Raw genomic sequence first — 18,057 nt, 5'->3', positions numbered from 1 at the left:
CCGGGTCATGCCCGATCCGTAAAGAGCCCGATATACCCCGCGATGAGCGCGATGATGAAGACGAGGAGATAGACCGGAAGCGAAAGCACCCTCTCAAAGACGAAGAAGAATCCGAGGCCGGTGATCTCGGCGAAGAACAGAAAGAACCTGGCGATGAAGATGACCAGGAGCACGGCGCCGAATGCGCCGAAGATCGGGCCGGGGAGGTTCAGGGGGAGTGGAATGGCCCCGAACAGGTCGCCGACGAGGAAGAGGACCGATATCAGGATGAGCAGCCCGAGGTTGGCGTTGAGAAACTCGACTACCTGAAGGAAGATCGGTATCCGGACGTAGGCGCCCGCGAGGATATTGAGTACCCCGAGCGCGATCAGGAAGACGACGATCCCGATAACTCTCGAGACGAGGACTTCGGCGACCGACTCCTTTTTGCGTTCGCCCATGCGATCCCTCCTGGAGATTGAAAGACCTTCCGACCATATGGATTTACCGGCCGGGACGTCTTCGGCCGCCGGCAGATCACAACCTTCAAGTAGGCGCCGGCGATGAATAAACTCGGAATCGCAGACCGCGTATCCTCTGCCTTCCGGTTCCCGGTGAGCGTCATGGAGAACCATTTGCGGGTGACGAATATCGAGGTCGCGGCGATCCTCTACGAGGTCGCCGATCTCCTGGAGATCAAGGGTGTCCGGTTCAAGCCGCAGGCGTACCGGCGGGCGGCGCTGGCGATCGAGACCCTGCCGGAGAATATCGCCGACGTCGCACGGGAAGGCGATCTCGACGAGATCCCCGGGGTGGGCAAGGGCATCGCCAAAAAGATCCGCGAGGTCATCGAGACCGGCAGCCTCGGGTACCTCTCCTCTCTCCGCGAAGAACTCCCGGAGGGCGTGCAGTACCTGACCCGGCTCGAGGGGATCGGGCCGAAGAAAGCGATCGCCCTCTCCCGTGAACTCGGCGTCCGGACCGTCGACGACCTGGAGGCGGCGGCGTTGGCCGGCCGGATCCGCGATCTGCCCGGCTTTGCAGAGAAGACCGAAGCGAACATCCTCGCGAGCATCCAATTGAGCCGGACGGCAAAGGAGCGACGCCTCCTCGGGCAGATCCTTCCCGTCGCCCGGGATATCGAGCGGCGGCTTGCCTCGCTTCCTTCGACCCGGCAGGTGAGCCTCGCCGGGTCGATCCGCCGGAGAAAAGAGACGATCGGGGACGTCGACATCCTCGCGACCTCGACGCTTCCAGAGGAGGTGATGGAGGTCTTCGTCGCCCTCCCCGGAGTCGAGCGTGTCCTCGTCCGGGGGACGACGAAGACCTCGGTGGTGCTCTCGACCGGCATCCAGGTCGATCTGCGGGTGGTGGAGGACGGGCATTTCGGGGCCGCTCTCCAGTACTTTACGGGCTCGAAGGAGCATAACATCGCCCTGCGGAAGCTCGCGATCGCCAGGGACTGGCGGCTGAACGAGTACGGGCTCGTCGATCTTGCGACCGGCCGGGCGGTCGCGGGAGAGGATGAGGCCGGGATCTACCGGGCCCTCGGTCTCGCCTGGATCGAGCCGGAACTCCGGGAGGATCGGGGGGAGATCGAGGCCGCCCGGGCCGGAACCCTGCCCGACCTCGTCGGCTACGACGCGATCAAGGGCGATCTGCACGTCCACACCACCTGGAGCGAGGGCGCTCATTCCATCGAGGAGATGGCAGAAACTGCCCGGGCGCTCGGCTACGAGTACATCGCCATCTGCGACCATGCGGAGGGACTCCGCATCGCCCGTGGCCTCTCCCCTGCGCGTCTTGCCGACCAGATGCGGGAGATCGAGCGGATCAACCGGGAGAACGACGGCGGATTCACCCTCCTCTCCGGCACCGAGTGCAACATCGGCATGGACGGCACGATCGATCTCCCGGACAGCGTTCTCGCCGACCTCGACGTGGTGGTGGCGAGCGTCCACTCGGGGTTCAAGCAGTCCGAGAAAGAGATGACCGAACGGGTGCTCACGGCGATGCACAACGATCACGTCGATATCATCGGCCACCCGACGGGACGGATACTTCTCTCCCGCGAACCCTACCGGATCGACCTCGCTGCGGTCTTCGATGCCGCGGCAGCGCTCGGGGTTCTTATGGAGATCAACGCGTTCCCCGGGAGGCTCGACCTCTCCGACGTCAACGCCCGTTCGGCCCGCGGGGCGGGCGTCCGGTTCTCGCTCGGCTCAGATGCCCATCGCCGTGAGAACCTTCGGTATATGGAGCTGGGTGTTGCGACCGCCCGCCGGGGATGGCTGACGGCCGGCGATATCGTCAACACTCGCCCGCTTTCGGAGTTAAAAGGGGTTTTACAATTGTAGGGATTATCCGGCTGCCTGCTCCTGAGCAGCGCTGACGATATCCACGAGTTCGATATCGAATGTCAGGGGTCGTCCGGCCAGCGGGTGGTTCGCGTCCAGCGTCACGGTCGATTCCGAGACGTCGCTGACGACGACGATGGCCGCCCTGCCGTCCGGCTGCTGAACCTGGAGTTGCTGGCCCGGTTCGGGGTTGATATCCTCGGGGAACTGTTCCCGGTCCACCGTAATGGTCATCTCCTCACGGTGGGGGCCGTATGCCTCTTCGGGCGGGATCGTGGCTGTCTTTGCCTCTCCCGGCTCCATGCCGACCACGGCGCGCTCGAACCCCGGGATGATCTGACCGCTGCCGATGATGAACTCCAGTGGGGCCCGCTCTTCGGAGGTATCAAAGACCGTCCCGTCTTCCAGTTTTCCGGTGTAGTGCACCTTTACGGTGTCGCCTTCTTTAGCCTGTGCCATACTGCATCACCACCGGGAGCGTTGTTGCCGGTCCCTATTTATGCATGCCGGTGGGTCGCGGTTAGCCGGATCTCAGGGAATTTACCTGCCGTTTTATCCCGGCTGGGATTACCGAAACCTTTCCGTCCCGCGACGGTCGCCGGATGTTCATCTGCCGTTCTTCCGGACGGCGTGCAGAACCCCTATCACGCCCTTCACGTCGTAGCCGGGCGTCCGCTCTATCTCAAAATCGTAGTGCTCCCCGATGTAGTCGAGAAGCGTCCTGTTCACCGGCCCCCCGATCGGGGGCATGTGGAGTTCCATCTCGATCCGGCGCACCGTATCGAGGTCTCGTGGCCTGATGAGCCATTCCGCTCCCTCGCAGTCGCACTTCAGGAAGTCGCATCCTCCGGCCATGGCGGCGAACTCACCGAGGGTGCGGGTTGCCACGGCGAGTGTTCTCTCCCCCCAGGCGATCCGGACTCTCTCCCCTGTGCCGAGCGCTCCGTCCACCACGGTGACACCTCCGCCGTTTCTCTCGACGTTCTCCCGGAGTGCCTCCGTGAGGATGGGTTCGACGGCCAGCACGTGCCTTGAGCGGCGGGCGGCCCGGATGCAGAAGGCGCCCACGTTGGCCCCGAGGTCCAGGACGATGTCGTCCGGCCGGATGTCGGCGAAGCGGTACTCGCCGACGACGTAGACGGCGTCGGCCCCGTGCGGCATCCTCCTGAAGGTTACGCCGTCGGAGGTGGTAAAGAGGGGCGTGTGCCCGGGTTCAATGCCGTTTTTTCCGGCGTGCTTTCGATACATCGCACCGTGAAGGATTTGGAATCCTCTCTATATGGGTATTTCTTCTTCTTTTTGGTGGCGCGCCGCTCCATCCGGTCCCCGCGCTCTTCAGATCCGCATCGCCCCCGGGCTCCGAATTTTTTCACCTTATTAACTTTTTTCGTCATAATCTTCGTTGTTTTGCTCCACGCAAATCCATATTATGTCACTATTATCCACTTTATGAGTAAAATCTGGCTGGAAACAAATTATTTTTACATGCATATATTTATTAATTCGAGGGCACAGATGCTGTGTGCAGTAAGTCTCTAGACTGTCTTTGAGGGGGAGATCTGCGATGGCCTATATGGACGGAATAACCTGCATATGCGACAACGGCCGGACGCTCGAGGACCACCGGCCCATCGTCGGCGACGATGTCATCTCCGGGATCTACCGCAAGGCGGAGGCCCTCCAGGGGAAGCGGGTCCTTCACGTGAACTCAACCTACCAGAGCGGCGGCGTAGCGGAGATGATCCTCTCGCTCGTTCCGCTCATGAACGACGTCGGGGTCAGGACGCAGTGGAATATCCTGAATGGCGAGGGTGATTTCTTCACCATCACCAAGAACTTCCACAACGCACTGCAGGGGCAGACGATATCGTTCTCGGACGACGAGAAAGGGCTCTATCTCCGGACGAACGAATGCTTCTCCGGGCAGATGAAGATCGACCACGACCTGGTGGTCATCCACGACCCGCAGCCCCTGCCCCTTATCCGGTTCTACGAAAAGACCCAGCCCTGGGTCTGGCGGTGCCACGTCGATCTCTCGAACCCTGATACGGAACTCTGGGAGTTCCTCAAGGACTTCATTCTTGATTACGACCGGATGGTTATCTCGCACGAGGAGTACCACCGCAAAGGGATGTCGATGGAGCAGTGGATCTGCCGTCCGGCGATCGATCCCCTCTCGGAGAAGAACCGCGATCTCACCGACGCGGAGATCGCAGGCCTTCTTGAGAAGTACGGTGTGCCGATCGACAAGCCGCTGATCACCCAGATTTCGCGGTTCGACAAGTGGAAGGACCCCGAAGGCGTCATCGACGTCTTTGCCCGGGTGCGCGAGCACGTCGACTGCAGACTGGTGCTCTGCGGGAGCATGGCCCCCGACGACCCAGAAGGCTGGGCGATCTACCGCCGTGTCGAGGAGAAGGCGCGGGAGTTCATCGATGCCGGTGACGTCATCCTGATCACCGCCGAAGACCACCTGCTGGTCAACGCCCTGCAACGGGTTTCATGCGTCATCCTCCAGAAGTCGCTCCGCGAAGGGTTTGGCCTGACCGTCACCGAAGGGCTCTGGAAGGGGCGGCCGGTCATCGCGTCCCGGATCGGGGGCATACCGCTCCAGATCGAGGACGGCGAGACCGGTTTCCTCCTCGACCCGACCGATACCGACGGGTTTGCCTGGCGGATCCGGCAGGTTCTCGAGAACCCGGACCTCGGGGAGCGGCTCGGCCGGGCCGGCAAGGAGCACGTCCGGCAGAACTTCCTGATCACCCGCCTCCTCTCCGACTATCTGGACATGCTGAACACGGAACTTGGCGTTCTGAATACCTGAAGGCAGAGGAACGCAAAAAAGAATTCAATCCCCCAATACACCTATGGGCGGGTGGGCCGTGAAAGCGGTTCCACGACCGCTCCCGTCCGTCAGATTCGTGTGGAATTGTCCGGGGATCCGATTTTTCCGGAGGGGGGTGCGACGGGCAACCCGGCCCGTTGCGCTCCCCGATGCAGGGCAGGTGGCAGAGATGGCCGGCCGAACCCGGGCAGGAGTTTGCAGCACACCATCTTGCAAATATGCTATTTACTAATATGCGGGTCTTAGGGCAGATAATTCTCGATTATTTCGATGGCGATGAGACTCCGGAAGATAAGAGATTGTACCGTACCTATTGACGCCACCACCCCCCAGACGGTGTAGAATACGCATCAGGATATATAATCGTTTCCCCGGACGGGACCGGTGCCGCTACCCCGGAGAATCCCCCCGCACCTCCGGGTTGCCATGCGGTGATCCCGCCGGTTCATACCGGACGATGCTTCGGCTTCGGGAAAAACGTTCCGGGTCGAGGACCATTCTGCTCTGCAGGTCTTCCGGTGCGCCTCAAGCATCCTGGCGTGCTGTGCCTGCCCGATAAAATATTTTTTTCTATATTCCGGCTCCGCACGCCGCCGGCCCATGCACTCTTACCGCCCGCTGGCCGCCTCGACGATCTCGATCGGCCGGGTCAGCCGGACCCGTGCGATGGTTTTTCCTTTCATCCCCTCGATGACCCGCTCGGCGGCGTCAAGGGGCACGTCGACGGTGGAGTAGGTGTCGTAGATGTTGATCGCGCCGATGGCGCTGCCGGGAATCCCGGTCTCGCCCGCGAGCGCTCCGACGATATCCTTCGGCCTGATCTGGTGCTCTCTTCCGACCGGGATCCTGAGAAGAGCCTGCCCCTGGGCAGGCCTGATATCCTGCGGCTGGCCCTGGCCGACCCCGCCGAGTTCCAGTTTCAGGAGGGCGGCGGCGACCTCGAGCGAGGTATAGTCCTCGGCGATGATCCGCTCGACGAGGTTCGCGTACTGGTCAAGATTGCCCTCGTCGATGGTCTGGTGTACCCGGTCGATGAGTTTGCGCGTCCGGCTCTCCTCGACGTCTCCCTGGGTCGGGAGCGGGATCCGGGCGATCTTAATTTTTGTATAGTTCTGGATCGTCCGGAGCTTGAAATACTCCTTGGGGCCCACGAACGTGACGGCCCGCCCGGTGCGCCCGGCCCGTGCCGTCCTGCCGATACGGTGGATGTAGTACTCGATATCCTGCGGGACGTCGTAATTGATGACCAGGTCGACGTCCTCGACATCGATGCCCCGTGCGGCGACGTCCGTCGCAACCAGGATATCGATCGACCCCGCCCGGAATTTCGCCATCACCCGGTCGCGCAGGGTCTGCTTCATGTCCCCGTGAAGCCCCTCGGCGAAGTAGCCGCGGGCCTGAAGGTGAGTGGTCAGGTCGTCGACACCCCTCTTGGTGTTCGAGAAGATCAGGGTCAGGTCGGGATCGTACATGTCGAGCAGCCGGGTGAGGATCTCGAGCCTGTCCCTGCTACGCACCTCGAGGTAGAGCTGCTCGATCTGCGGGACGGTCACTTCCTTGCGCGCGACCGAGATGAACTCGGGGTTTTTCTGGAACTTTTTCGAGATCTCGAGGATGGGTTTTGGGAGGGTTGCCGAGAAGAGAATCGTCTGGCGGTCCCGCGGGGTATCGTCGAGGATCTTTTCGATGTCTTCCCGGAATCCCATATCCAGCATCTGGTCGGCCTCATCGAGGACAACGACCTTTACCGCGCCAAACGAGAGCGTCCCCCGGTCGAGGTGGTCGAGCACCCGGCCGGGCGTCCCGACGACGATCTGGATGCCGCGTTGCAGCGCCCGGAACTGCCGGTCGATCGGCTGGCCGCCGTAGATCGGGAGGATATTGACGCCCTGGTGGTGTTTCGCCAGGCGGGAAAACTCTTCAGCAGTCTGGATGGCGAGTTCCCGGGTGGGGGAGAGGACGAGCACCTGCGTCTCCCGACTGCCGGTGTCGACGCGCTCGATCGCCGGGACGCCGAACGCCGCTGTCTTCCCTGTTCCTGTCTGTGCCTGGCCGGTCACGTCGCGTCCGTCGAGTATCGCCGGTATGGTGCTGATCTGGATGGGCGTGGGCTCTTCAAATCCCATATCTTCTATTGCGCGGAGTGTCTTTGGCGAGATATTGAGTTCCTGGAAGGTAATATTCTTCTCCATTCTTCCACTTCTTGGTTCTGAGACCTCTTTATATGTCGCATCTCATGCCGGGATCCGCCCGCGAAACATATCCGTCATCGCGGCGAACCTGCAGTGATGGATCCCCGACATTCTCCAGCGGCGATGCGGGAGACCTACCGGCGCTACGCGCTCGATCGCCCGGATCTGTGCGGCATCCTCCTGCCGGGGCTCCTGCCCCACGACGCCTGCGACGCCGCATCCCGGCGACCCGGCCGCGTGAAGGTGCTCTTCGTCGCCGAGTCCCCGCCCTGGGCCGCCGGGCGGCGGGAGGTCGCGGAACCGGCCGACTGCCGGAGCCCCGGCTACCCCTATTTCTGGAACGACCGCTACGACGCACCGTGCCGTCCCGGCGCCGCGCCCCTCTCCCGCGGGCTCGCGGAGAACCTCTTCTCGCTGCTCGGGTTCGACGGCAACTCGCGCCGGGAGAACCTCGACCTCTTCGCGGCGAAGGGTCTCTTCCTCGTCGATACGGTCAGGTGCGTCTTTCGGAAGAACCGCAAGCCGGTCATCCCGGCCGATCTCATCCGGATGAGCGCCAGAAAGATCCTCGCGCCCGAGCTCGCCGTCCTCGCCCCGGAATACGTCGTCGCCCTCGGGAATACGGCGCTTGCCGGCCTCCGCCATATCGAGCCCTACGCGAGCGTTCTTTCCGGTGCCGGAACGATCACCGGGCTCTCCCGGGAGGCGATCTTCGAAGAGAGCCGGCTTCTCTGTCTGCCCTACCCGGGCGGACGCAACCGGCGGTACCTGGATGTCATCGAGTCGGGGTTCGAGCTCCTCCGGGATCTTGCGGGATGACCGGTTTACTCCTCGAGTTTCCTCTTCCCCTCCTCGTAGAGTTTCTCCTTCTGCTTGCGGAGCTTCGCGGCCGTCTCCTGCTCTTTGGGGGTCCCCCGCTCCTCGAGTTCGATCCCCTCCGCCGCTTCCATCACGTCCCGGGATCGCGGGTAGCCGGATGGCTCCATCTTCTCCCGCGCCTCCCGGTATCCTTCCTCCACCTGTTCTCTGTGCTGCTTCGCGGCCTCTTCGCTCACCGAGATCTCTTTTCCGCGGGTCTCGGCCACCTTCTTCAGCCGCACCTCGAGGACGCCGTTCTTGAACGTGGCGGTCGCCCCCTCGTCGCGGACGTCGGTGGGGAGGGAGACCGTCCGGGAGATCGCGCCGAACCTCCGCTCCCGCACGTGGTAGCCGGCCTGCCTTTCCTCCTTCGCCTCCTCCCGCCGGGCGGTGATCCTGAGCGTTCTCGCATCAAGGAGCCGGACGGATATCCCCTCCCTCGCGACGCCGGGGAGGTCGGCAACGACCACGACGTCCGTATCGTGCTCCAGGACGTCGACCACCGTTCCGGTTCCCCCGAGCATGGGCACCTGCTGTGCGGCTCCCGAGAGCCGCTCCATCACCTCGGAAAACTGTTTCTGCATATCCCCTATCATCTGGTCGAATTCGCCCCAGATCTCGCGCGACGGTCTTCTCCATGCCATGGTTCCCACTTCCTGCCTCACGCTTCTGTCGGTATCGGCAGGCTCACAGGGTGCGAGCACATCATATAGGTTCCTGTGCGGGGCTCCGCCCTGCCGGAGTGACGGGTTTTTCCCTGTGTTTGGCTCTGTGGAGTGCACCGGGATTATGCCGGCCGATGCGCTGCACAGGCGAGTAAGGCGCGGTGGGGGGGGGACCGGGTTCGTTCCGGCAGTCCCCGGGTCAGCCTTGATACATGAAAGGTGGGTTCATGCAGGTGACGTTACGGGTTCCAGGACCGTAAAAAGCGGTTTTTTAGGGTGCGCCCGAACCCGGTGCGGTGCGCATTACCGGTGCCGTCCCCGGCACCCCGGCTCAGGCCGAACCGTCGGGTTTCTTCAGCACGTACCTGACTGTTCCTTCCTCGAATCCCTCACCTGCCCGGGTGAATCCGTTCTTTTCCAGCACCCGGATGGGTGCGCCAAGATCCGGATAGATCGCCGCCTCGATCTGCCGGATGCCCGGGAGGGAGAAGAGCGCGGGGATGAGGTGCCGGATCGCCTCGGTTGCGTAGCCCCTGCCCTGGAACTCGTCGAGCACCGAGTAGCCGATGAGCACCGCGTCCTCCGCCGTGGGCGACGTGGCGGTCCCCCCGGTGCCGATGAGGGTCCGCTCTCCAGCTGCGGGGTCGTCCAGCACCCAGTACCAGGCGCCGAAGAGCGGGTCGTCTTCCCCGGAGATCATCTGGATGAACGCCTCGCGTGTATCGTTGTCAAGCAGCGGCGGCGGCCACGAACCCGGGACGGCGGCATCGAGAAGGCGGGCAAGTTTTTGATGGTCGTCACGGTCTGCCTCAAGTATCTCGAGCGTTGCCGGGATCAGGTCGAGGCGTTCGGTGCGGATGTGGATAGGTTCCATTACAATCACAGCCTGGTTAAGGGTATTCATGGGTGGCCCTTATCTGTTGTGGGTTGGTCGCGGGAGGTGCCGTGTTTGGCAGAGAGATCTGATCAAACTCCCCTCAGTACTGTCTCTTCTCCCTGATCACCCGTCCGCCCCCGCCGCCCCGGCGCCCGTCCGCTCCCCGAAAAACGCCGCAGCCTCTCCCGAGAGGGTATACCGGACGTCTCCTCTCTCCTTCTCCCGGAGCACGACGCCGTCGCCCTTCAGCCTTTGGAGGTGCCACGAGACCGACGATGCGGTTATCCCGAGCCGTTCGGCAAGTTCCGGCCGCGACGCCCCCGGGCTCTCCAGCAGCGTGAAGAGGATCTCCCGGGTGTTCGGGTTTTTGAGGTGGATGAGCACCTTCTCTTCGAGAGTCGAGTACTTCTGCCGGTTCTCGAAGTATCCCGTCTGTCCTCCGACGGCGGTGCTGGCGATCATCGCGAACTCCTGCAGTTTCCCGAGGTGGTATCGCAACGTTCCCCGGTTTATCCCGAGGTCCTCGGCGAGGGTGCCGAGCCGGATGCCCGGGTGGGCGCGGATGTGGTCGTAGATCGCCGTCCGGGTCTCGTGTTCGAGTGCGGCGCGTTTTGCAATCCGGCGGTAGCCGAAGAAGAGCCAGACGTTTAAGAGAAAGAGGACGTTGACGACGACCAGGAGTTCGGGGGCGGTTCCGATGAGCAGGCTGGTAATCAGAACCTGGGGCGGGACCTGCCACCACTCGATGGGCGTCATATCCTGTGGCGGACGGTCGGGTACGTAGTTCCCGGCAGGGCTGACCGTATACCCCGTTGCGGCCGCAGAGGCGGGGAGAGCGGTGAGAAGGATGATCAGGAGTACGGCAGCCGTCCGGCGTCGCATGCTACAGGAATAGGGGTGCGGGCTCTTGACCTTTGCGCTTTGTCGGCGCCCCTCACCGCCGTTTTTCAGGGAAACCGGGGTTTGTGAATAGACGGCCGGCACAGAAACCGTATATAACTTCGTGTCCCAGATTCCATTATGATGGATCCGGGAGAAGAAACGCCTGCGCCGGTGTCGCGCCGCCGCATCACCGCCGTCTCGATTGGTATCGGGCTCCTTGCCGGGGCGGCCTCCCTCGGGGTGGTGGGGGGGCTCTCGCGCTGCTGGAGCGCCCCGTCCGCCTACAACCAGGGTCTCCTGGGGGTGGAGATCACGCAGACGTTCGTCTCGATCCTGCTGGTGCTCTTCTTCGCCGGGTATCTTACGGCATGCGCGAGCGGCACCGCCTCGCGACGCACCCGGCTCCTCTCCGCCGTCCTCGCCGGTGCGGTCGCCGGAATTGCCGCCCGGACGCTGCTGTTCGCGGGCAACCCCGCCTACCTCGTCCAGTCGCTCGTCGCGACCCGGGGGCAGGTTCTCCTCCTCGTCGGCGGCGCGATGCTGGTCGCCGGGCTCGGTGGGCTGGTCGCGTCGCTCCTCGACCCTGAGCGTTCGGGCGGGCACCGCGACCTTCTCCCGGTTGCGGCGGTCGCCGTCGCGTTCATCGTCGCCCCGCCGCTCCTCGCGACGGCCGGCATCGCCGCGGGCGTCATCCCGCCCGCGCCCTACTCCGGCGGCGAGCCCGCGCCGGAGACCGATATCCTGGTCGTCAAGGTCTCCGCCACAGGCGATATCGAGTGGGAGGCGCGGGCGGATATCGGTGCCTACGACCGTCCCGACGTCCTCGCCGAACTCCCGGGCGGCTACGCTCTCGCCGTCACGGATTACGGCCGGGAAGGGAGCACGGCGCATATCCTCACCTACGATGAAGACGGGGACGCCCGCGGCGGGGTGATCGCCGAAGCCGGATATGGGCGCGTGACCGCGCTCGTCCCGGCGTCCGGCGGGGAGTTCCTCGCGGCCACGGAGACCTCCGGGATTGTCCGCGTCGGTGCCGGGGGCGAGGCGGTCTGGGAGCGATCGTTCGTCGAAGACGATCAGGGGATGGTGCCCGTCTCCCTCCTCGCTCAGGACGGTCGCTACGTCGCGGCGTGGGAGGACAGGGTCGCCTGCTACAGCGATAACGGCACCCGGCTCTGGCAGACCTCGCTCGATTCCGCGGGCGGTATCGAGTACCACCCGATCTACCCGGCCCCTGAGGGCGGCGTTCTCGTCGTTGCAGAGGGGCAGCACGTCTTCTCCGGGGATCATTTCGAGACTTACCTGGAGGCCGTCCGCCTGGACGGGAACGGCACCGTCCTCTGGAAGCGGGACTTCGGCAGCGACGGGCTCGACGAACTCCTGGGTGTCCGGGAGACGGCTCCGGGACGGTTCGCCGTCCTCTACCGGTCGACGACCTTCCCCGAAAACTTCTGGGGCGGTGTCGAACGGGTCAACCACGGCTACCTCTTTACGCTCGACGAGAACGGGGAGGTGACGGACTACCATACCGTCGATGACGACGGCGGCGTCGTGGTCGCGTCGGAGAACGGTTACCTCTTGGTAGCCCCAGCAGATGAGGGTGTCACGCTCGTCGGCAGGGACATTGCGGGCAGCGAGGTCTGGCGGCAGGAGCAGCCGATCGACTTCTACTCGTTCCGGGGCATCGGGACGGCGGACGGCGGCTACCTCATCGCCGGGAGCACGATCGCATGAGAGACCGGTGGCTTATCCTCGGCATCGTTATCGTGGTGGTCTTCGTCCTCTGGCGAGCCTTCTACGTCCCGCCCGGCTACGAGACGATCAAGTACGAGACCGTCCCGGTCCTTCCGGCGGAACAGCACAACCCCCCGCTCCTCGAGATCTGGGAGGCGATGGAAGAGCAGATCCCGTTCGACAACCGGACGGCGAGGTTGATGCTGTTTGATATGCGCTTCGACGCAAATGGGTCGCTCAACGTGATCCAGTTCAGTTTCACCGCCGATATGGAGGGGGAACCCTGGGCTCACTCCGCGTTTGTCCTCAGAAACGGGAGCACCTACCTCTCCTCGCAGCGGATCGATTTCTCCGCTTCCGGCCCGCACCCGCTGGGGGCTCTCACTGCCGTCGACAGCATCCCGTTCGACGAGGTCCCCTACGGCAAGAGGGGGGTGAACCTGAATATCTTCTGTCACGAGGAGAACCGGACCTACGACGACACTTACGGGAACATCTACGCCGCCCTCGACGGCACGCTCCGCCCCTTGAAGGAGATCTCCTTTGCAACCCCCGAGGTCTGGCACACCGTCGAGATCTACCCGTTCCCCGAGCCTGCGGAGATCGATCCGAACGATAACCGGACTTCACGCCGGATCGACGAGATCCCGGAAGCGCTGGTCATCTTTGCCCCACGGGAGATCGCCCTGGCGGAGAGGGTTGTGTACGCGGAGACGAACGGCACAGAAAGGATATAAACCCCCCTCCCCAATCGCTCTTTCAAGGAGCCGGGCAATGAGACGAACCCTTCTGACGATATTTAGTATTCTCGTGCTGTTTTCTGCGGCTATAGCCCCGGCGAGCGCCGGGGAGGAACCGGTCGAGACCTCGACGTTCCTCTCGGTCATCTCACCGAAGCAGTACGAGACGGTATGGAGCGATCTCGTCCCGCCCAAGGTCACGGTCACCGGCAGGGCCGAGGCCTCGAACGGGATACGGGACGTGGTGGTCGAGAGCAGCGCCGGGAGGGTCTCGTGCGGGAACGCGACCAATTTCGCCTGCACCGTCCCGGTCGCGGAGGGCAACGAGACGATCACCGTGACCCTGATCGACAACCTGGGGGCGAGATCGAGTGCGGTGCTGCACGTCTACGTCAACGTCGATATCCCGCCGCCGCCCCGGATCTACGTGATCGGGACGGTGAGGGACATCGACGGCCGTCCGGTCCCGGACGCAACGGTGAGGTTCGAGTCAGTCCTCCCGCTCTTCGGCGCACCGTATCCCGTGACGACCGAAACCGGCGGCGACGGCGGCTACCTGATCGAGAACGCGTTCGGTTACGCCCAGAACATATCGGTCGAGAAGGAGGGCTACCTCTCCCTGCACCGGGATGTCGTCTTTGAGAACACCACCAACCGGCTCGACCTGGAACTGGAGCCGGAGCCGCCGCAGGCCCGGACCGCGCCCGGTTTCTCCGCCGGGATGGGCATCCTTGCGCTCGCGGGAGGGCTGCTCGCCGTTCGAGCGGGGAGGCGGGGATGAAACTCGCCCCGCTCATCGCCGCGAGCGCGGTCTTCTTCTTCCTCTGGGCAGTCATGCCGGTGACGCTCGCATCCCATGGATCCATCGGTACCGGGAGTGTGATCATCCTGCTCTCGCTCGTCTCGCTCGCCGGGTCGGTTCAGTTCCTGCGGGCGATGCGGCACGAGTCGCCCCGGTGGTTCTGGGGCATCCCGTTCGCGGCCGTCTGCACCGCTCTTGCGCTCTGGACGGGAATCACCAGGTGGGTCGTGACGGTTCCTGATATCGGGAACCATGTATTCCTATTCCTGCTTCCTCCGGCGGCAGCATTGTTCTTCTACTCTTTCCCGGATGACTGCCGGAACGGGGTAATGATGCCGATCGCCGTCTCCGCCTTTGTCAGCGTCCTGTCCCTCATCCTGGCCGCTAACGCGTTCTGCGCCCTTGTTCCCGGGACACCTGTGCCGGGTTTCATGGCGATTGCCATGGTCCTGTATACTCTTCTCCTCATGCCGCTCGTCGGACTGCTCTTTATCGTGACGGGGGCGGCCTGTAAATGAAGCATTTAGCACTCGCTCTCCTCCTCCTCGCCTGCACCGCCGGGTGCCTCGACACCGCTGCGGATCCGCCGCCGGCGGACGAGATTGCCGCCCGGTTCATCGCGACGGAGGAGCAGGCGACGGACTTCACCGCCACCGTGGCGGTAACGGCCGGTTCCGAGAACGTCACCCTCAGGCTGTTCCGGAAAGCCCCCGAGAACTACCGGCTGGAGTTCCTCGAGCCCGCGGACCTCGCGGGGACGGTCGTCGTCTCGAACGGCACCCGGAAGTGGCGCTACGACCCGGCGACCCGGACGGCGCTGACGGTCGCGGGGCCGTATATACAGGCCGCCTTCTCCGAACCTCCCTACCCCGGCTGGGCGGAGGAAGTCCGGGGGTATGCGGAGACGGTCGCCGGAGCGCTTTCCGAGCAGAACGCTTCGTACCGGGGCACCGAGTCCGTCTGCGGTCGCACCGCCTATATCCTTGAAGTCACGGGTGACTCGAAGACCTTCGAGGCGCCCACCCGCTACCGGGAGGCGGTTCACTGCTTCAGGGTATGGATCGACGCCGAAACCTGGCTCCTCCTCGGCGTGGAGATGTACGGCAACGAGGGGAACCTGATCCTCTCAGCCGAATACACCGATCCCTCGGCGAACACCGGGCTCCCGGACGACATCTTCGTCTTCGACCCGCCGGCAGGCGTCGAGGTCCGGCCGATGCCGACGGCCGCGATCACACCGCTCTTCCTCTGGAGCATCCAAGACGCCCGGCGCTATGGTGTGGAGATGCCGTCCTATCTCCCGGAAGGGTATGCCTTCGCTGACGGGGTGCACCTCCCCGGCGGCTATACGATGCTCCGGTTCACTGATGGCAGCAATGACCTGGAGGTCGTGAAACGGCTGCACGACCCCTACCGGGAGGAAGCGGTTCTTCCCGGGACGCCTGATGTGGTGCTCCTCTCCGGGGGCCGGGAGGCGGGGTATGTCTCTGCCGATGGGAGAGATCAGCTCCGCTGGCGTGACGGCGAATACTCCTACCACCTCACGGGCGGCATGCTCGGCAAAGATGAACTCGTACGGGTGGCGGAATCGGTGGCGATAGAGGCTGCGCCGGTTCCGGCATAACCCCGGCGGACGGTTCTCCTCAATCGCGGGAGAACGATCTATCCGGGCATGGCTGCTGCATACTTGAGATGTGAACTACCGCGTCCTGGAGGGCGTGGCTTCCTGCCCGGGCAAACCTGCGTCACAGAGATGTGTAGAGGACCGGTCTCCAGGGCACGGAAGATGCAAAGCATCTTCCTGTCAGGCACAACCTTTTGGGTTGTGCCGTGTCATCCCCCGCTCTGGAGACCGGTGACATCCTGTTCCACCCCCTTTGCCCCTGCAAGTTAAAATGGGGGTAATGTTGTGGATTGAACCGAATTGATAATTAGACACCAGTTATGTGTTGGAATGAGACGCAATCTGATATTGTTATCTGGTAAGTTTGTAACGATCGCCTGAAGGGCCGCGATGAGAATGTTGATGGGCGTTACCCAGTCTAACAGAGAACACCGTACCAACAGGCCAACAACACTTTGACTCACCTTATAATAATCTTTTCCATTTGCTATTTTTGCGATTTCGTCTTTTTTTGAGATAACAGTAAAATTACGGAGTTATTGGGGTCGGATGGCGTTTTGTCGACATCAACGGGGGCACCTCTGGAAACCACGACTCTTCAGCGGCAGAACTGGCCGTGCTCCCGGCGGCCGCTGCCGTCCGTATCGGCTTTGGCAGTCGTTTAGGATGGAGGTGGCGGGGCAGGCACCTCATCGAAAATGCGCTATATTCATACCCGCTAAACACGTTATTATCCATATCTCCGACCGGGTTCCCCCGGCGGCGAATGCGGTGATTTGTTGTATGCAGGTGATTTCATACGATTAAACCCGGAGTGTGTGCAATTGCCCGGCTGTCAATCCTGTAGGGAGACAACCAGAGCAGTATCGGAGAGAGTCCTGAGGATGAAACAATCGTGAGGGGGAGAGGGGTTGAGCACGCTTGAGTCGTATCTCGATGCACTGCATCAGGGGGTTTACCAGGTCGTCGTCCCGAAGGCCCTGGTGACCGAGCCGCTCGAGCCGGACTGGAAACGGTCGCCCATCAACGTCCCGAGCGCCGGGACCATCGCGAGTTACCGGAGGGGGCAGTACCATGCCCACGAGACGGTGTCGGATTACCGTGTTCACATGGACCGGTACGATCCCGAGAAGAACCCTCTTATGCACCTGATCGACGACGCCCCCCTGGTGCTCATGGTTTACGAGACTATGGATACCATTCTCGTAACCGGCAGGGATGCAACGCGGAAAGACCCCCTGCAACGTCTTGCGGATCAGCATATGAGCTGGAAGCTCCGGATGGGCTTTGGAGTGCTTCTGTGGGCGATAGCCACGATCCTTCTCATCCTGGCGTTCTCTGATGTTACGGCCTTCTTTGCCTTGATCCTGCCCTCTCTTGTTCTCTTTATTGGTCTTCTCACGATCGTCAGGGGCATCCGGCAGAGGGACCGGAAGGAGCATGCGGACAGGGATATCGTCCGGGGGAGCCTCGTGGCAGTTGCAGGCGTCGCTCTATTCGTCTTCTGGGAACTGTATCTCGTTCTCATCCTGCTGGTTCTCGTGATCTGGTTCTTTTCCAGCGCCGCCGTCACGCTGCTGCGGGTGATCCGGGAGCGGGGGAATTTACCGAACGGCTTCTGGTACACGCTCGGGCTGGGCGTGAGTTCGCTGGTTCTCGGGATTCTTGCCGTGACCCTGCCTGAGGAACTGGTCGATCTCCTCGTCATTCTGCTCGCCGGAATCGTGCTCATGGCAGGCGCGTTTCTGGTTCTGGACGCGTACGGGTTGAGGAATGCCGCCCGGCTGATGGAAGAGGGGGGTTTTGCTTAAAGATTGTCTTCTCCGGTCGGGGGGCCGTCCTGTTCCACCAGTCGATAGCATCGGTAATCGGAGGGTTTGAAGGCCTGCTACGCGGCGGGCCTTGGCCTCGTCAACGCCCCTCAGATCATCCCGGATGGGTTCGTTATAATAGGTCCCACCGGTTTTCAATACACCGATAACAGAAGTTGATCGTCGGTTTGAAGGTGGTATCTATTTGTGTATAGTACTCGATATCCCATTGGTACTCCTTTTCGGCAATCAGTCCTTTGCACACGTTTCCGGCGCTCCCTGCGATGCAGTCCATAAGCCATTATGGACAAGAAGCATGACATCCTGATGGTCTTTTATTCTATGGTCCATGAGAGCGGTGAGTCGTTCCAGTTCCATTGAGACGGATTGTATCAGGTTAGCCGGTTCGCTGTCCCCGGGCATTGCAAGGACGAAGACATGAGCCACACTCCGATCGATCAGTTGTACGCTCAAGTGACGATCATAGATGGGGTCAGGTGGATCTCGCGCTTCTTGAGGTCTGTCGTCTAAGTCTTCCGATATGCATGCATTGTGGTAACCATACTGCCTGACGGCATCCCTCAGCCTGATCAGGTCGTTCTTTCTCTCCAGGTAAAACGAGCCGTAAATGCCGATGGGGAACTCTCGCTTCAATCTCTCGAAGCGAATGCGAGGTGTATATTCTCTATTC

17 protein-coding genes are annotated in these 18,057 nt (G+C 62.5%); 9 read left to right on the top strand and 8 right to left on the bottom strand.

All coding sequences use genetic code 11. From position 1 onward, the window contains the following. Positions 1–5: 5 nt before the first annotated feature. Positions 6–440 carry a hypothetical protein gene (locus EI28_RS06410; RefSeq protein WP_048113627.1) on the bottom strand — a complete coding sequence of 145 codons (435 nt, stop codon included), beginning with the start codon at positions 438–440 and terminating at the stop codon, positions 6–8. A 162-nt stretch (positions 441–602) separates the two neighbouring features. On the opposite strand from EI28_RS06410, the gene polX reads away from it, so the two are divergent. Beyond that, on the top strand, positions 603–2,336 hold the full coding sequence (gene polX, locus EI28_RS06405; RefSeq protein WP_048113704.1) for a DNA polymerase/3'-5' exonuclease PolX: 1,734 nt from the start codon (positions 603–605) through the stop codon (positions 2,334–2,336). A 3-nt stretch (positions 2,337–2,339) separates the two neighbouring features. Here the strand turns inward: polX and EI28_RS06400 are convergent, their stop codons facing one another. Together EI28_RS06400 and EI28_RS06395 are read right to left on the bottom strand one after the other, a co-directional pair. Continuing rightward, a complete protein-coding gene (locus tag EI28_RS06400; RefSeq protein WP_048113626.1) occupies positions 2,340–2,795 on the bottom strand; it encodes a peptidylprolyl isomerase in 456 nt (151 codons plus the stop codon). 147 nt (positions 2,796–2,942) lie between these two features. Continuing rightward, positions 2,943–3,584, bottom strand: coding sequence for an FkbM family methyltransferase (locus EI28_RS06395; RefSeq protein WP_048113625.1), 642 nt, complete (start codon positions 3,582–3,584; stop codon positions 2,943–2,945). 316 nt (positions 3,585–3,900) lie between these two features. Between EI28_RS06395 and EI28_RS06390 the strand changes: the two genes are divergently transcribed. Next, the gene (locus EI28_RS06390) at positions 3,901–5,160 is read left to right on the top strand and encodes a glycosyltransferase (protein ID WP_052379687.1); all 1,260 of its coding nucleotides are present in this window, start codon (positions 3,901–3,903) and stop codon (positions 5,158–5,160) included. 629 nt (positions 5,161–5,789) lie between these two features. Here EI28_RS06390 and EI28_RS06380 read toward each other — a convergent pair. Next, on the bottom strand, positions 5,790–7,373 hold the full coding sequence (locus tag EI28_RS06380; protein ID WP_048113622.1) for a DEAD/DEAH box helicase: 1,584 nt from the start codon (positions 7,371–7,373) through the stop codon (positions 5,790–5,792). Between the two features lie 96 nt (positions 7,374–7,469). Here EI28_RS06380 and EI28_RS06375 point away from each other — a divergent pair, with 96 nt between their 5' ends. Beyond that, positions 7,470–8,192 (top strand): uracil-DNA glycosylase family protein, encoded by a 723-nt coding sequence (locus EI28_RS06375; RefSeq protein WP_048113620.1) that lies wholly within the window; start codon positions 7,470–7,472, stop codon positions 8,190–8,192. 5 nt (positions 8,193–8,197) lie between these two features. Here EI28_RS06375 and EI28_RS06370 read toward each other — a convergent pair whose 3' ends face one another. From EI28_RS06370 to EI28_RS14000, 3 genes are all read right to left on the bottom strand, one after another. Next, a complete protein-coding gene (locus tag EI28_RS06370) occupies positions 8,198–8,875 on the bottom strand; it encodes an Hsp20/alpha crystallin family protein (RefSeq protein WP_048113618.1) in 678 nt (225 codons plus the stop codon). 352 nt (positions 8,876–9,227) lie between these two features. Continuing rightward, entirely contained in the window at positions 9,228–9,770 is a 543-nt protein-coding gene (locus EI28_RS06365) for a GNAT family N-acetyltransferase (protein WP_048113616.1), read from the bottom strand. A 126-nt stretch (positions 9,771–9,896) separates the two neighbouring features. After that, on the bottom strand, positions 9,897–10,655 hold the full coding sequence (locus EI28_RS14000) for a winged helix-turn-helix transcriptional regulator (protein WP_052379686.1): 759 nt from the start codon (positions 10,653–10,655) through the stop codon (positions 9,897–9,899). A gap of 138 nt (positions 10,656–10,793) precedes the next feature. Between EI28_RS14000 and EI28_RS13995 the strand changes: the two genes are divergently transcribed. The 6 genes from EI28_RS13995 to EI28_RS06330 all read left to right on the top strand — a co-directional run bounded on the left by EI28_RS13995 (position 10,794) and on the right by EI28_RS06330 (position 17,366). Continuing rightward, positions 10,794–12,389 (top strand): hypothetical protein, encoded by a 1,596-nt coding sequence (locus EI28_RS13995; protein ID WP_048113614.1) that lies wholly within the window; start codon positions 10,794–10,796, stop codon positions 12,387–12,389. Next, positions 12,386–13,126, top strand: a complete 741-nt coding sequence (locus tag EI28_RS06350; protein ID WP_048113612.1) for a hypothetical protein — start codon at positions 12,386–12,388, stop codon at positions 13,124–13,126. The genes EI28_RS13995 and EI28_RS06350 overlap by 4 nt, the downstream gene beginning before the upstream one ends. Before the next feature lie 37 nt (positions 13,127–13,163). Beyond that, on the top strand, positions 13,164–13,910 hold the full coding sequence (locus tag EI28_RS06345; RefSeq protein WP_155937276.1) for a carboxypeptidase-like regulatory domain-containing protein: 747 nt from the start codon (positions 13,164–13,166) through the stop codon (positions 13,908–13,910). Continuing rightward, on the top strand, positions 13,907–14,449 hold the full coding sequence (locus EI28_RS06340) for a hypothetical protein (protein ID WP_048113608.1): 543 nt from the start codon (positions 13,907–13,909) through the stop codon (positions 14,447–14,449). The genes EI28_RS06345 and EI28_RS06340 overlap by 4 nt, the downstream gene beginning before the upstream one ends. After that, positions 14,446–15,555, top strand: a complete 1,110-nt coding sequence (locus tag EI28_RS06335; RefSeq protein WP_048113607.1) for a DUF4367 domain-containing protein — start codon at positions 14,446–14,448, stop codon at positions 15,553–15,555. The genes EI28_RS06340 and EI28_RS06335 overlap by 4 nt, the downstream gene beginning before the upstream one ends. 911 nt (positions 15,556–16,466) lie before the next feature. Then, positions 16,467–17,366, top strand: a complete 900-nt coding sequence (locus tag EI28_RS06330) for an HdeD family acid-resistance protein (protein WP_048113605.1) — start codon at positions 16,467–16,469, stop codon at positions 17,364–17,366. A 249-nt stretch (positions 17,367–17,615) separates the two neighbouring features. Here EI28_RS06330 and EI28_RS06325 read toward each other — a convergent pair. After that, the coding region (locus EI28_RS06325; RefSeq protein WP_048113604.1) for a hypothetical protein at positions 17,616–18,057 on the bottom strand (442 nt) is incomplete at its 5' end.

This window comes from Methanoculleus sp. MH98A, from assembly GCF_000691865.1.
In the GTDB taxonomy this organism is placed as follows: Archaea; Halobacteriota; Methanomicrobia; order Methanomicrobiales; family Methanoculleaceae; genus Methanoculleus.
Note: the sequence above shows the minus strand (reverse complement) of the source record. Positions and strands in the feature narration are given on the sequence as shown.